Annotated in this window: 13 protein-coding genes; 5 read left to right on the plus strand and 8 right to left on the minus strand. The window is 63.4% G+C overall.

The features are described 5' to 3' along the window. Positions 1–38 precede the first annotated feature (38 nt). The 7 genes from ccsB to aspS form a co-directional block, all read right to left on the minus strand. Positions 39–1085 (minus strand): c-type cytochrome biogenesis protein CcsB, encoded by a 1047-nt coding sequence (ccsB, locus tag FVP60_RS05285; protein ID WP_147825175.1) that lies wholly within the window; start codon positions 1083–1085, stop codon positions 39–41. A 4-nt stretch (positions 1086–1089) separates the two neighbouring features. Then, complete coding sequence (resB, locus tag FVP60_RS05290) at positions 1090–2766, minus strand: cytochrome c biogenesis protein ResB (RefSeq protein ID WP_147825176.1); 1677 nt, start codon at positions 2764–2766, stop codon at positions 1090–1092. After that, positions 2747–3490: a cytochrome c biogenesis CcdA family protein gene (locus tag FVP60_RS05295; RefSeq protein WP_147825177.1), complete on the minus strand. Its 744-nt coding sequence runs from the start codon at positions 3488–3490 to the stop codon at positions 2747–2749. Before FVP60_RS05295 ends, resB begins: the two co-directional genes overlap by 20 nt. Next, positions 3487–4089, minus strand: coding sequence for a TlpA family protein disulfide reductase (locus FVP60_RS05300; protein WP_147825178.1), 603 nt, complete (start codon positions 4087–4089; stop codon positions 3487–3489). Before FVP60_RS05300 ends, FVP60_RS05295 begins: the two co-directional genes overlap by 4 nt. Beyond that, the gene (locus tag FVP60_RS05305; RefSeq protein WP_147825179.1) at positions 4086–4715 is read right to left on the minus strand and encodes a histidine phosphatase family protein; all 630 of its coding nucleotides are present in this window, start codon (positions 4713–4715) and stop codon (positions 4086–4088) included. The genes FVP60_RS05300 and FVP60_RS05305 overlap by 4 nt, the downstream gene beginning before the upstream one ends. Before the next feature lie 57 nt (positions 4716–4772). Then, positions 4773–5525, minus strand: coding sequence for a DedA family protein (locus FVP60_RS05310; RefSeq protein WP_147825180.1), 753 nt, complete (start codon positions 5523–5525; stop codon positions 4773–4775). A 74-nt stretch (positions 5526–5599) separates the two neighbouring features. Continuing rightward, on the minus strand, positions 5600–7390 hold the full coding sequence (aspS, locus tag FVP60_RS05315) for an aspartate--tRNA ligase (protein ID WP_147825181.1): 1791 nt from the start codon (positions 7388–7390) through the stop codon (positions 5600–5602). 214 nt (positions 7391–7604) lie between these two features. Here aspS and FVP60_RS05320 point away from each other — a divergent pair, with 214 nt between their 5' ends. The 5 genes from FVP60_RS05320 to FVP60_RS05340 all read left to right on the plus strand — a co-directional run bounded on the left by FVP60_RS05320 (position 7605) and on the right by FVP60_RS05340 (position 11866). Then, positions 7605–8744, plus strand: a complete 1140-nt coding sequence (locus FVP60_RS05320; RefSeq protein WP_147825182.1) for an ABC transporter substrate-binding protein — start codon at positions 7605–7607, stop codon at positions 8742–8744. After that, on the plus strand, positions 8741–9667 hold the full coding sequence (locus tag FVP60_RS05325) for an ABC transporter permease (protein WP_425463442.1): 927 nt from the start codon (positions 8741–8743) through the stop codon (positions 9665–9667). The genes FVP60_RS05320 and FVP60_RS05325 overlap by 4 nt, the downstream gene beginning before the upstream one ends. After that, positions 9664–10476 (plus strand): ABC transporter permease, encoded by an 813-nt coding sequence (locus FVP60_RS05330; protein WP_147825184.1) that lies wholly within the window; start codon positions 9664–9666, stop codon positions 10474–10476. Before FVP60_RS05325 ends, FVP60_RS05330 begins: the two co-directional genes overlap by 4 nt. Further along, positions 10473–11588, plus strand: a complete 1116-nt coding sequence (locus tag FVP60_RS05335) for an ABC transporter ATP-binding protein (RefSeq protein ID WP_147825185.1) — start codon at positions 10473–10475, stop codon at positions 11586–11588. The genes FVP60_RS05330 and FVP60_RS05335 overlap by 4 nt, the downstream gene beginning before the upstream one ends. A 95-nt stretch (positions 11589–11683) precedes the next feature. Beyond that, positions 11684–11866: a YegP family protein gene (locus FVP60_RS05340; RefSeq protein ID WP_147825186.1), complete on the plus strand. Its 183-nt coding sequence runs from the start codon at positions 11684–11686 to the stop codon at positions 11864–11866. A 71-nt stretch (positions 11867–11937) separates the two neighbouring features. Here FVP60_RS05340 and FVP60_RS05345 read toward each other — a convergent pair whose 3' ends face one another. Further along, entirely contained in the window at positions 11938–13341 is a 1404-nt protein-coding gene (locus tag FVP60_RS05345) for a hypothetical protein (protein ID WP_147825187.1), read from the minus strand. Between the last annotated feature and the right edge of the window lie 52 nt (positions 13342–13393).

A 13393-nucleotide genomic window follows, 5' to 3' on the forward strand; every position in this document is an offset into this window, starting at 1 on the left:
GACCATCGGGCGGGATCAGCCGGCCGAGCCGATCAGGATCAGCCTGCGGTCGTGAGACCGGAGTAGGCGTGTAGACCCTTGAAGAAAATGTTCACGATCGTGAAGTTGAACAGCACTGCGCTGAAGCCGACGATCGAGAGCCAGGCGGAGCGGTTGCCACGCCAGCCGCGCGTTGCGCGAGCGTGAATGTAGCCCGCGTACAGCACCCAAATCACGAAGGTCCACACTTCCTTCGTGTCAAAGCCCCAGTAGCGGCCCCACGCGTCGTTTGCCCAGATAGAGCCGGCGATCAGCGTGAAGGTCCAGAGGATGAACCCGATGATCGAGAAGCGGTAGGCGAGGCCCTCCAGGTTTTCTGCCGACGGCAGCGTGTCAAGGAAGGACTTCTTGAGCGTGGCGTCGGGGTTGAGCTTCTTGGTTTCGCGACGAGACTGCATCAGCTGCAGAATCGACAGGCTGCAGGCCAGCGCGAGAAAGGCCGTCGCCAGCGTCGCGACAAACACGTGAATGACGAGCCATACCGAGCGCAGCGGGTCAGCAAGCGGCGCAACCGTCACGTAGAACGCGACGGCCGAGCCACCAAGCAACACGACCACCAGGCCCGTGATGAAGGTTCCGAGAAACTTCAGGTCGTACTTGATGTTGACCAGCAGATACACGATGGTGATCAGCACGGTGCCGGTCATCGCGAACTCATACATGTTCGACCACGGCACGCGCTCGGCGGCGATACCGCGCAGCACGACACCGGCAATGTGAAACAGCACGGCCAGCGTCGTCAACGCCGTCGCAACGCGCGCAAGGCGGTTGACGGCGGGCTTCGCCTCAGCGGTGGAACCAGGGGCTGCGGAACCACGGGCTGCGGAACCAGCATCTTCTGACCCAGCGTCTGCGAGCGCGTCGCCGCCAGCACCAACCAGCACGGCTTCGCGTTGCTTGGTGCGCGCCAGCTGTGCGTCGGCCGAGACCTGTGCGCGACGCGCGAGGTCAAAAACGTAGACCAGGAACGCCGCCGCATAAATCGCGATAGCGGTCCAAATCATCAGGACGGAATAGTTGTCCAGTTCTACAACGGTCGACGGCATGGTCTCAGTTTACTTTCGACGAGGTCAGGGCGGTTTGGTGCTTTTCGGCAAGCTGGGTGACAACGGAGGCAAGTTGCGGGTCTTCGCCTCGGGCAAGTCCCGCGTATTCCAGCTTCACGTGCTCACCGTCGGGTGTGGCCTTAACCCACACGCGGCGTCGCGGAATGAACAGCGCCATACCGAGGCCGGTCAGCGCAAGCAGCGCAAACAACAGCACGTAGGTGGTGGTGGGGTCGTGATGCGTGGACAGCGACACATAGCGGGTGACCGACTCTGAGTAGTCTCCCGCCGCCACAGCCGCCGGGTCTTTCGCATCAAAGCTGATGGTTCCGAGCCCATTGGGCAGATCTGCCGTCTCGCCCGGCATCAGCTGAATGGACTCGACACCGAATTCGCTGTTGCGGCCTGTCAGCTTCACCATTTCTTCGACGTTGAGGGTGTAGACATTGCGCGGGGTGCCGTCGTCGATACCGAGATCGCCCTGGTAGACGTCGAGGGTAAGAACCGGTGCGTACAGGTCGGGGAATCCCGAGGTGAGCGCACCCGAGTCGAGCTGCGCGACGGTCGGATAGAAGAATCCCTGCAGGCCGAGCTGTTCATCAAGCCCGTCGGTGATTTTCACGACCCCGGTAGAGGTCATGTTGTTGTCTTGCGGCAAGAACGGAACATCGTCGGTGAAGATGACATCGCCATCGGCATTTCGCACCGTGATGGTGGGCGCATAGCCGTTACCCATCAAGAAGATGCGGTCGCCCTCGAAGCCGAGCGGATGGTTGACGCGAATGGTCTGCTGCGTCGGCTCTTCACCCGGGCGCTTCACGCTGAGGTTGGCGGCAAAATCACCGGCCATTCCGCTGTCGTGGTACGTCACGTCAAACGACTCGAGAGTCATGGCGTAGGGCGTCAGCGCCTCGTCGTTGACGAACCGACCCTTGGTCATGGTGTTGTAGCTCAGCAGGGAGTTGACAAACGTCTCCCCCTCGCGAATCACGGTCTGGCCGTTGTAGGTCACCCCGCCGCCAATGCCAACGGCGATGAGCACGCCAACCAGCGACAGGTGAAACAGCAGGTTGCCGGTCTCACGCATGTATCCGCGCTCGGCCGAGACGGAGAACGAGCCCTTACCGTCGTAGCGCTCAACGCGATAGCCGGAGGACTTCAGCTGCTTCTCGGCGAGATCGACCGCCTCGGCCGCTGCCTGTGACGGCTCACCCGGTGCCTCAAACAGGTCTTCGCGATAGTCTTCCAGGCGCGCCAGGCGCACCGGAGTGCGCGGCGGGCGGGCACGCAACGCCTTGGCGTGGTGCTTCATGCGCGGAATGATGCAGCCGATCAGCGACACAAACAGCAGAATGTAGATCGCCGAGAACCACGGCGACGCGTACACGTCAAAGAGTTGGAACCAATCGAGCACCGCAAAGAGCTGCGGGTCGTTTTGCTGGTACTGCACCACGCCGTTGGGGTCAGCCGAACGCTGCGGGAAGATTGAGCCCGGAATCGCGGCGAGCGCCATCATCAGCAGCAGCACGATGGCCGTTCGCATGCTGGTTAGCTGCCGCCAACCCCACCGCATCCAACCGACAAAGCCCAGCGCGGGCGCCGCAATGGTTCCGTCTGAGTCAATGTGGTCAGCAGGACGGAGCGGATCCGTCGCGCTGGCGTTAGAGGGGGAGCTGGACACTTTCCATCACCGATCCGAGTCGAGTCATCAAGAGCGTCCACAGGCCAGAGACCATGAGCACACCCATGATGATGAGGAGCACGCCGCCCGCAATGTTGACGGCGCGAATGTGGCGGCGGAAGAAGCCGACCACCTTGGTCGCCCAGCCAAAGCCGAGCGCCAACAGAATGAACGGGATGCCGAGGCCGAGCGAGTACACCACGCCAAGCAGCGCTGCGCGACCAGGGTCACCAACGTTCCATGACAGCGCCATGATCGCACCCAGCGTCGGCCCCATGCACGGTGACCAACCGACGCCGATAGCAACACCCAGCAGCGGCGCTCCCCACAACCCCATCTGCTTTTGCGGCATCGGCTTGACCGTGCGCTGGAACAGCCCGAAGAACCCGATAAACACCAGGCCCATGATGATGACCACGACGCCAAGAATGCGGGTCGCGATATCGGCGTAGCGCACGAAGTTTTGTGCGGCGACGCCGGTGAGCGTGACGAGAGCGACGAACACGACGGTGAAGCCAAGAATGAATAGCATCACACCGAGCAGCAACCGCCCCCGCCGGGTCTTGCCATCGTCATCGGCGGCAACGGCACCGGAAATGTAGCCGAGATAGCCGGGAACAATAGGCAGCACGCACGGAGAGAGAAACGAGATCAGCCCGGCAAGAAGCGCGAGTGGCAGTGCCGCCCACAGCGTTCCGGTGAGGACGATCCCCTCGGGAGTCACGATTCTTCCGTCAGCTCGCGCACGAGCGTGCCGAGGATGGAAGCCTCCGGAACAGCGCCGATAATGCGCACGGCGGCGCGGCCCTGCTTGTCGAGAATGATGGTGGTCGGCGTCGCTGTCATCGGCGCGGCCGCGGCAAACGCCAGCTCAACCTCACCTGACTTCACGTCCATGATGCTCGGGTAGGTCACGCCGTAGGTGTCGGCGAACGAGATGGCGGTGTCGGCCAGATCGCTCGTGTTCACGCCGACAAAGGTCGCGCCGGCGTCTTTGTACTCCTGGTAGATCTCTTCCAGAATCGGCGCCTCGACCCGGCATGGTCCGCACGCCGCGTACCAGAAGTTTACGACGACAACCTCGCCGAGCAGGTCTTCTGAGGCGAGCGCGTCACCGTATTCGGTCTCACCCTCGAAGACAATCGGCTCGCCACGGTCGGCTTCGTCGATGGGAACCACCTGGTACGTGTCAGAGATGTACCCGGAGTTTTCGCCGTTCAAGAACTGCTCGGTCGCGGGGTCTGCTGGCGCGCACGCGCTCAACGCTAACGCGACGCCCGCCACCATGATCGAGGCGAACGTCTTCTTCATGCGCGAGGTCATACCGCTCCTACATCCACAGCCGAACCCGTCGCCGCAGGTTCCGCATATGCAACTTCGCGCCACGTGGTTCCGCGGCGCTCAAACGAGGTCACGCTCGACAGCGCGCACCGGCGCGAGCGCGGGTCGTGCGCGAGCTTTTCGCCGGCGACGGCAAGATGGGTGACCCAGATCGGCGCCTGGTGCGAAACGATGACGACATCGCCGCCATCGACGCTCTGCCAGGCATCGTCAATGGCAGAAAGCATGCGGTCGGCGATGGAGCGGAATGGCTCTCCCCAGCTGGGCACGGAGGGCCGCAGCAGGTGACGCCAGTTGAGCGGGTTCTTCAGCGCCTTGCGCATCTGGGTGCCCTCAAAAACGTTGGTCGGCTCGATGACGCGTTCGTCAATCACAGGGGTCAATCGATAGGCCGTAGCCCACGGCTCTGCCGACTCCTGCGTGCGCTGCAGCGGCGAGCAGATCAGCGCCGTGACGTTTCGGCCTTCGGCAACTAGATAGTCGGCGGCGGCCTGCGCCATCTCGCGCCCGCTCTCGCTCAACCGGTATCCTGGAAGGCGGCCATAGAGCACGCCGTCGGGGTTAAAAACCTCGCCGTGGCGCACGAGATGAATTCGATCAGCGGGCACGTGATCAGTCTACGTTGGAGGTATCTGAATACCCCCTGAGGGTTTACCGGGAGCGGGTCAGTCAGCGGTCTCGACGGCCGGCGCTGAGGCGTTCTCGACGGCCGGTGCTGAGACGTTCTCGTCGGTCGGTGCCGACGCGGTCTCGTCGGGGTCTTCGACGACAGTCTGCGGGCCTTCGCGACGCGCCTTCATCATGGCGCGCACGCGAATCACCACGAAGGCTGCGACGGCGATGACGGCAACGATAATGACGACGTACTGAAGCACATCGGCGTACTGCTCAACGATGTGCCACTGCTCGCCAAGAAAGTAGCCGGCGCCAACGAAGATGGAGTTCCAGATGAGGGAGCCGGCTGCCGTGAGCAGCCCAAACTTCCACAGCGCCATCTTGGAGACGCCTGCGGGAATGGAAATGAGGCTGCGGAAGATCGGAATCATGCGGCCAAAAAAGACCGCCTTGCCGCCGTGCTTGTTAAACCAGGTCACGGTGCTGTCGACGTCTTCGGCCTTGAGTAGCGGAATGACCTCGAACATGCGACGCAGTCGGTTCATGCCGAGCGCGCGTCCCAGCCCATAGAGGGCGAAGGCGCCGACGACGGAACCAAGGGTCGTCCAAAAGAGCGCCTCGAACAGCGTGAAGGCGCCGCGAGATGCGGCAAGACCCGCCATCGGCAGGATCACTTCGCTGGGAAGCGGCGGGAACAGGTTTTCGGCTGCGATTGCAACGCCAGCACCCCAAGCACCGACGACATCCATCAGGTTGGTGATGCCGTCAGCGAGGGCACTCAGCCATGATCCGTCGTTTGCCATAGCAAAGAAACTACCGTCCTACCCCTGGGAAAGTCCCTGGGGTAGGACGGTAATTGCTATGTGTGTTCGCGCTGTTAGGCGCTCGCTTCAGCCGCTTCGTCAGCCTTCGGCTCGGGCTTGGCGTCAACGCCAGCCTCCTTGCGCTGCTGCTCGGTGATGGGCGCCGGAGCCGCCGTCAGCGGGTCGTAACCGCCGCCGGTCTTCGGGAAGGCAATGACCTCACGGATCGACTCTTCGCCTGCCAGCAGCGAAACCACACGGTCCCAACCGAATGCGATGCCACCGTGCGGCGGCGCGCCGTACTTGAAGCCCTCCAGCAAGAAGCCGAACTGCTCTGTCGCCTGCTCATCGGTCACGCCCATGACCTTGAATACGCGTTCTTGAATGTCGCGGCGGTGAATACGAATCGATCCGCCACCGATCTCGTTGCCGTTGCAGACAATGTCGTAGGCGTAGGCGAGTGCCGAGCCCGGGTCGGTGTCAAACGTGTCGACAAACTCGGGCTTGGGCGACGTGAACGCGTGGTGCACGGCGGTCCACTTGCCGCCACCAACGGCGACGTCGCCCGAGGCGACGGCGTCTGCTGCCGGCTCGAACATGGGAGCGTCAACAACCCAGACGAACGCCCAGTCGCCGTCCTTAATGAGACCGGTGCGGTGACCGATCTCCACGCGAGCAGCGCCCAGCAGCGCGCGCGTGGGCTTAGCCTCGCCCGCACCGAAGAAGATGCAGTCGCCGGGGTTTGCGCCGACGGCTTCGGCCAGGTTTGCGGCCTCCCACTCGGTGAGGTTCTTGGCCACCGGGCCGGTGAGCGATCCGTCTTCCTGTACCAAAACGTAGGCGAGGCCCTTGCCGCCGCGCTGCTTGGCAAACTCCTGCCAGCCGTCGAGCTGACGGCGCGCCTGTGAGGCGCCGCCCGGCATGACGACGGCACCAACGTACGGTGCCTGGAATACACGGAACTCGGTGTCTTTGAAGAAGTCCTTGAGCTCCACCAGCGGCAGACCGAAGCGAAGGTCGGGCTTGTCTGAGCCGTACAGGCGCATGGCCTCGTGATACGTGATGCGCTCAATCGGGGTGTCAACGTCAACGTCAATCAGCGCCCACAAGCGCTTCACGATCTTCTCACCCAGCGCCATGATGTCGTCTTGGTCGACGAACGAGGCCTCAATGTCGAGCTGCGTGAATTCGGGCTGACGGTCGGCGCGGAAGTCCTCGTCGCGGTAGCAGCGCGCCAGCTGGTAGTACTTCTCCACGCCACCGACCTGCAGCAGCTGCTTGAACAGCTGCGGCGACTGCGGCAGTGCGTACCATTTGCCCGGTGCAAGACGCGCCGGAATGATGAAGTCGCGCGCACCCTCGGGCGTCGAACGCGTCATCGTGGGCGTCTCGATCTCAAGGAAGCCGACGTCGTGCAGCAGTTCGCGGGCCACGCGGTTCGCTTCCGAGCGCAGTCGCATGTTGGCGGCGGGCTTGGAGCGACGCAGGTCAATATAGCGGTGCTTCAGACGCACCTCTTCGCCGATTTCGGCGTGGTCATCGACCTGAAAGGGCAGCGGTGCACTGGTGTTGAGCACCTCCAGGTGGTCAACGGCAACTTCGATCTCACCGGTGGGCAGCTCCGGGTTCTCGTTGCCAGCGGGGCGGGCCTGTACGGTGCCGGTCACCGCAACGACAAACTCGTTTCGCAGCGGCGAGAACACAGCCTCATCGTGAACCACAACCTGGGCGATGCCCGAGCGGTCGCGGAGATCAAGGAAGGCAACGCCTCCGTGGTCGCGGCGGCGAGCCACCCAACCTGCGAGGGTGACTGTCTGACCAATGTGCTCTGCGCGGAGTGTTCCCGCGTCATGAGTGCGCAGCACGAAGGGTCCTTTCGAAAGTAGTGGGGCGTGGCTTGAGCCACACATATCCTTCCAGTCTACGCGCGCACCGCAACACCCGGGAATTGCGGTGGTTACCGCAACGCAACCCACTGTTCAACTTCTGATCGACTGCGGGTAATCCTCGGCTCCTAACGTCTGACGCGCACTCAGCTTGCGCCGTCCGGTGCGAGCGCCCCGAGAGGAACCACATTCCATGACAACTTTGCGCATGTCCCGTCGCCTCGGCGTCGGCATTGCACTGGCAACGGCCGCAGCACTCACCCTGACCGCATGCGGGGCGACCAACGATGACACCGGGGGCGATGCGGGCACAGCCGATGCCGCATCCGCCACGAGCCTCGCCGACTTCGGCACGTTGGAAGACCTGGAGAAAGCGGCCATCGCCGAGGGTCAGCTGAATGTCATCGCCCTCCCCCGGGACTGGGCAAACTATGGCGCCATTCTGGACGCCTTCTCCGAGAAGTACCCCGAGATCGAGATCGTCGAACAGTCACCCGATGTGTCGAGCGCCGAAGAGATTCAGGCCGCAGAGAACAACAAGGGCCTGGATACGGCACCCGATGTTTTCGACCTCGGTCTGACCGTTGCGTTGCAAAACACCGATCAGTTCGCGCCGTACAAGGTCGCCACGTGGGATGACATTCCCGACGCGTTGAAGGAGCCCAGCGGCCTGTTCGTGGGAGATTACGGCGGATACATGTCGGTCGGATACGACTCCTCCAAGCTCCCCGCACCGACCACGCTTGAGGACCTTCTGGGCTCCGACTACAAAGCATCGGTTGCCCTCAACGGCGACCCGACACAGGCCGGTGCGGCCTTTGGCGCCGTCGGGTTGGCCACCGTGTTGAACGGCGGAGACCTCGACGACTACCAGGCCGGCATCGACTTCTTCGCCGAGCTCAACGCGGCAGGAAACTTCATCAAGGTCGACGCAACCCCGGCAACGGTTGCCAGCGGCGAGACTCCGGTCGTATTCGACTGGGACTACCTCAACGCGGCAAATGCTCAGGGCAACCCCGACTGGAAGGTCGTCGTGTTCGAGGGCACCGGTTACGCCGCGTACTACAACCAGGCCATCAACATTGATGCACCCCACCCGGCCGCCGCCCGCCTGTGGCAAGAGTTTCTGTACAGCGACGAGGCACAAAACATGTGGCTCGCTGGTGGCGCTCGCCCCGCCCGCATGGAAGCAATGATCGAAGCCGGAACCATCGACAAGGCCCTGGCCGACGCCCTGCCTGCGGCACCCGCCGACAGCGTGGTTCCGACCGAAACGCAAAGCTCAGACGCCGGAACGCTGCTCGGCGAGAAGTGGGCATCGGCAGTTCAGTGACCTCCGCTTCCCTCGCCACACCGGCGGAGAAGGGGAGCCGCGCGGCCGGGACGAAGACTCCGTCCTCGTCCCGGCCGCGGATGACGTGGGCGGCGATCGGATTGGTTCCGTTCGCCGTCTACGTGTTCCTCTTTCTGCTCCTGCCGACAGTGCTCGCCCTCGGATCCGCGCTGTTCGCCGATGACGGATCCCTCACGGCCGACAATGTGCTCGCGCTGTTTGATCCGCTCGTACAGCAGACATTTGTCAACTCGCTCTGGCTCTCCGCCGTCACGGCACTCGGCGGCGCCGTCATCGGCGGTCTCGTCTGTTATGCGCTTTTGGGCGTGCGTGAAAACGGCATCGCGCGCGCTCTCGTCGATGCTGCTTCGGGGGTTCTCGCCCAGTTCGGCGGCGTGACGCTGGCCTTCACGTTCATCGCCACGATGGGCGCCCAGGGCGTTGTCACCGTGCTCATGCGAGACACGTGGGGCATCAACATCTACGAAGACGGGTTGTGGTTGTACGAAGTGCCCGGGCTCATCATGCCCTACCTGTACTTTCAGGTACCCCTCATGGTGATCACGTTCATGCCCGCGCTGGCCGCGCTGAAGCCGCAATGGGCAGAGGCGAATCTCACCCTGGGCGGAACGCGGTGGTCGTTCTGGACCACCATCGGCTTTCCGGTGCTGCTCCCCTCGTTTCTGGCCTGCACGCTGCTGCTGTTCGCAAATGCGTTCTCCTCGTTCGCCACCGCCGCCGCCCTGATCAGTCAGGGCTCGCAAATTGTGACGCTCCAGATTCGTACGGCACTCACGAGCGAGACCCTGCTGGGGCGAGAGAACCTCGCGGGCGCGCTCGCCCTCGGCATGATCGTGATCGTCGGCATCGTCATGACGGCGTATACCGTCGTCCAGCGCCGAGCGGCGAGGTGGCAGCAATGAGCGCATCCCCAGCGCGGCTGGGTCCGCGCACCGGCACCCGCTGGGTCATCGGCATCGTGATCGGAACCATTTTCGCGGTTCCGTTGGTCAGCACGGCGATCTATACCGTGCGCGACTCTCGCACGGGCACCTACTCGTGGGATCGCTGGGTCGCGGTTTTCTCGCCAGAGAACACCGCCATCATGCGCCCGCTGTGGATCGCGATTGGCAACTCACTCACTCTGGCGGTGCTCACCGTCGCGATTGTGCTGCTGCTCGTTGCGCCAACGATGATCCTTGTGAACCTGCGGTTTGTGCGCCTCAAACCCCTGTTTGAGTTTGTCGCACTGCTACCGATTTCTATTCCGGCGATCGTGCTCGTTGTCGGTCTCGCGCCGCTGTACTTGCCGATCGCACGCACACTCGGAACCGGGGCGTGGACGCTGGCATTTGCCTACGGCATCGTGGTGTTGCCGTTCGCGTTCCGCGCGATCCAGGCGTCGATCGACGCGATCGATCTGAAGACCCTATCGGAGGCGGCGCGCACATTGGGCGCCTCGTGGCCGACGGTGCTGTGGCGAGTGCTGGCTCCGAACCTGCGCTCGGGCCTGCTCTCAGCCTCGCTCATTTCGGTTGCCGTCGTGTTGGGCGAATACACGATCGCATCGCTCCTGAACCGTCAGGTGTTGCAGACGGCGCTCGTCGTCGTGTCGAAATCTGACCCGTACGCGCCGGCCATCTTTACCCTGATGGCCCTCGCGCTGTGCTTCCTCCTGCTCCTCACGATCGGGCTGCTCACGCGGCGCGGCTTCGGAAAGGCCTCCTCATGACACTCTTTCCTCCCACCGATAGCAACACCCTCCTGTCGGCGGCAACGCATTCTGCACGCGTCGAGTTTCGCGCGATTTCAAAGAGCTACGGCACCCATCGAGTGCTTCATGATCTTGATCTCAACATCGAGCCGGGCGAGTTCGTCTCCCTGCTCGGCCCGAGCGGTTGCGGCAAGACCACCGCGCTGCGCGTCCTGTCGGGCCTGGAGGACGCGACGAGCGGCCAGGTGTTGCTCGGCGAACGGGATGTCACGGCCGTGCCCACCAACCGACGCGACATTGGCATGGTGTTCCAGTCTTACTCCCTGTTTCCGCATCTCACGGTCGTGGAAAACACGGCTTTTGGGTTGCGCCGCCGCGGCCTCGGCAAACGGGAAGCCGTCACACGCGCCCACGACGCGCTTGATCTCGTGGGCCTCGACGGCTTCGCCTCCCGCTACCCCCATCAGCTCTCCGGCGGGCAACAGCAACGCGTCGCGCTCGCTCGCGCACTCGTGACCGAACCGCGCGTCCTGCTGCTCGATGAGCCGTTGTCTGCGTTGGATGCCAAGGTGCGCGTGCAGTTACGCGATGAAATCCGGCGGTTGCAGTTGCGTCTCGGAACCACCACCGTCTTCGTCACGCACGACCAAGAGGAGGCGTTGGCCGTCTCCGATCGCATCGCCGTGATGAATGGGGGCCGCATCGAACAGATCGGAACCCCGGAGCAGCTCTATGAGCGTCCGGCTTCACCGTTCGTGGCCGCGTTCGTCGGTCTCTCTTCGGTCGTCCCCGGAGAAGCCCAGGGCGACACCGTGCGCATTTGGGGTGACGTCGTGGCTCTCACCACACCGATGTCTGGCAACGTGGAGGTGGGACTGCGCCCCGAGAATGTGCGGCTTGTCTCTCCCGAAGGAGCCGCCGAGAACGCCACCGTGCAAGAGAGCACCTTTCTCGGAAGCTTTCGCCGCACCGTTGTGCTCACGGCCTCTGGGCACCGCGTCGCGGTGCAGCATGATGCCGCCATCAAGCCGCAGTTCGGTGACCAGGTTGGCCTCGCCCTCACCCCGGTGGCGGTGACCGCTCGCCCACGAACCGACTCATCGTCGGCGGGGGCGGCGACCCCGGCCTAATCATCCGGCCTCTGCTCTAGTCAGCGGGGCCGCACACCGCTACTTTGGTCGCAAGACGATGTCTTGTACCTCACGCATTGACGAAGGGAATACCCGTGGCAGGAAAGTTTGAAGTTTGGGTCGACAAGGCTGGCGACTACCGCTGGAACCTCAAAGCAGGTAACGGCGAAGTGATCGCAACGAGCCAGGGCTACGCTTCAAAGGCAAGCGCACTCAATGGCATTGACTCGGTTCGCCGCAACGCTGCGGACGCCGACGTCGTCGAAATCGAAAAGTAATCCACAACGAGCGAGAGGCGGGATGGTTCTGAAAAGAACCACCCCGCCTCTCTTGCTGTGTCTAGCTCTGTTTAGCTTTCGCTACGCTGTGCGCGGCGTGCACCCAGAATCAGGACGGAACCAGCGAGCATCAGCACGAATGCTGCACCCAGGTATCCGCTCGACTCAGCCGCACCGGTCACTGCCAGCGCTGCCGACTGCGTCGGGCTCGGGGTCGGCGACGCAGATGCGGTCGGCGTCGGCGTGACGGTCGGCTCCGGCGTGGGAGTCGGCGTCGGAGTCGGGGTGGGCTCCGGCGTGGGAGTCGGCGTCGGCGTCGGAGTCGGCGTCGGCGTCGGCGTCGGCGAGACACCTTCGAACACGACCGTCGTGTTCGAAGCCAGCACCGGAGCGCCGCCGGTTGCACGACCCGTCAGGTTGACGGCGAACGAACCAGCCGTGTCAGCAGTGACGTCGAAATCGACCTGCACTTGGCCGTCCGCGGTGACCGTAATCGGCCCAGCGAAGGTCAGCGTCTGGCCGTCAACCGTCGGCTCGTCGGCACCGATCGTCGTGCCAGGAATGTAGGTGAGACCATCAGTAAGAGTGACGACCAACTCGGAGAGCTCGATATCCATGACGTTCGGGTTCTCCACCGTCGCGGTGACCGTCACAGCGTCGTCAACCGGCGTCGTGGGGAATTCGGGCGCCAGTGACGTCGGCAGTGGGCGAACGCCCAGCGGCGAGAAGTTGGTCAGCAGCGAGACGCTTGCCGAATCGCCAGCCTCGAGCGTGTAACCCCAAGCCAAGGCCATGCCGTTGTCGGTTTCACCTTCGAGAACCGTGTTGGGCAGCGGCAACATTTCTGCGATCGCAGCCCACACCGCGCTGTAGCGACCGACCATGAACGTGTTGCCACCGGTCAGCGGCACGAACTGCTCAATGCGCTCACCAGGACCGTCGCCGGTCTCGTTGACCGCGCGGCACGTCGTCGCACCCGTCGCCGGGTCTTGCTCGCTGAAGCCGTCGTCACTGTTCTGTAGATAGCAGTCGCCACCGTGGTAGATGATGACGTCGCCGGGCTCGCTCGAGTTGACAGAAATCGACGTGCGATAGGCGTTGTCACCGGCGACGTACGTGTCATCTTGTGTCACCGTGAGCGGGCCACCCTGCACAACGGTCTTGATCCAGAACGGATCAGCCGCGGTTCCGGAACCACCCTGCTCCTGAGAGACGGGGGTCCACGCTACGGCACTGTTCGTAGCGCCACCCGCCGGGATGTTTTCTGGCCCGTAGAGCACGCCACCCATGGTGATGAGCGTTGCGCACGCCGTGCGTCCGAAGAACTCGCTGGCGTCGTCTTCAATGTGCTCGACACGACAGTTGAGGTCAGCGGTGGTTTCAATTTCGGTCAGCGGACCAGTGCTCGACATGACGGCAGCAACGGCGCCCTGCGCCGCGAATGGTGCCAGCACGATGAGTGCACTCGCTGCCACGACGCCCACTATTCGCGTCGCAAGCGACGCCCGCGAGGCGCGACGATTTACT

This window comes from Microbacterium mitrae, from assembly GCF_008017445.1.
GTDB classification, from domain to species: domain Bacteria; phylum Actinomycetota; class Actinomycetes; order Actinomycetales; family Microbacteriaceae; genus Microbacterium; species Microbacterium mitrae.

Excerpts from the sequence above, each read along its gene's own strand:
- ccsB (WP_147825175.1), bottom strand. The coding sequence starts at position 1,085 with ATGCCGTCGACCGTTGTAGAACTGGACAACTATTCCGTCCTGATGATT.
- FVP60_RS05300 (WP_147825178.1), bottom strand. The coding sequence starts at position 4,089 with ATGACCTCGCGCATGAAGAAGACGTTCGCCTCGATCATGGTGGCGGGC.
- FVP60_RS05310 (WP_147825180.1), bottom strand. The coding sequence starts at position 5,525 with ATGGCAAACGACGGATCATGGCTGAGTGCCCTCGCTGACGGCATCACC.
- FVP60_RS05320 (WP_147825182.1), top strand. The coding sequence starts at position 7,605 with ATGACAACTTTGCGCATGTCCCGTCGCCTCGGCGTCGGCATTGCACTG.
- FVP60_RS05330 (WP_147825184.1), top strand. The coding sequence starts at position 9,664 with ATGAGCGCATCCCCAGCGCGGCTGGGTCCGCGCACCGGCACCCGCTGG.
- FVP60_RS05335 (WP_147825185.1), top strand. The coding sequence starts at position 10,473 with ATGACACTCTTTCCTCCCACCGATAGCAACACCCTCCTGTCGGCGGCA.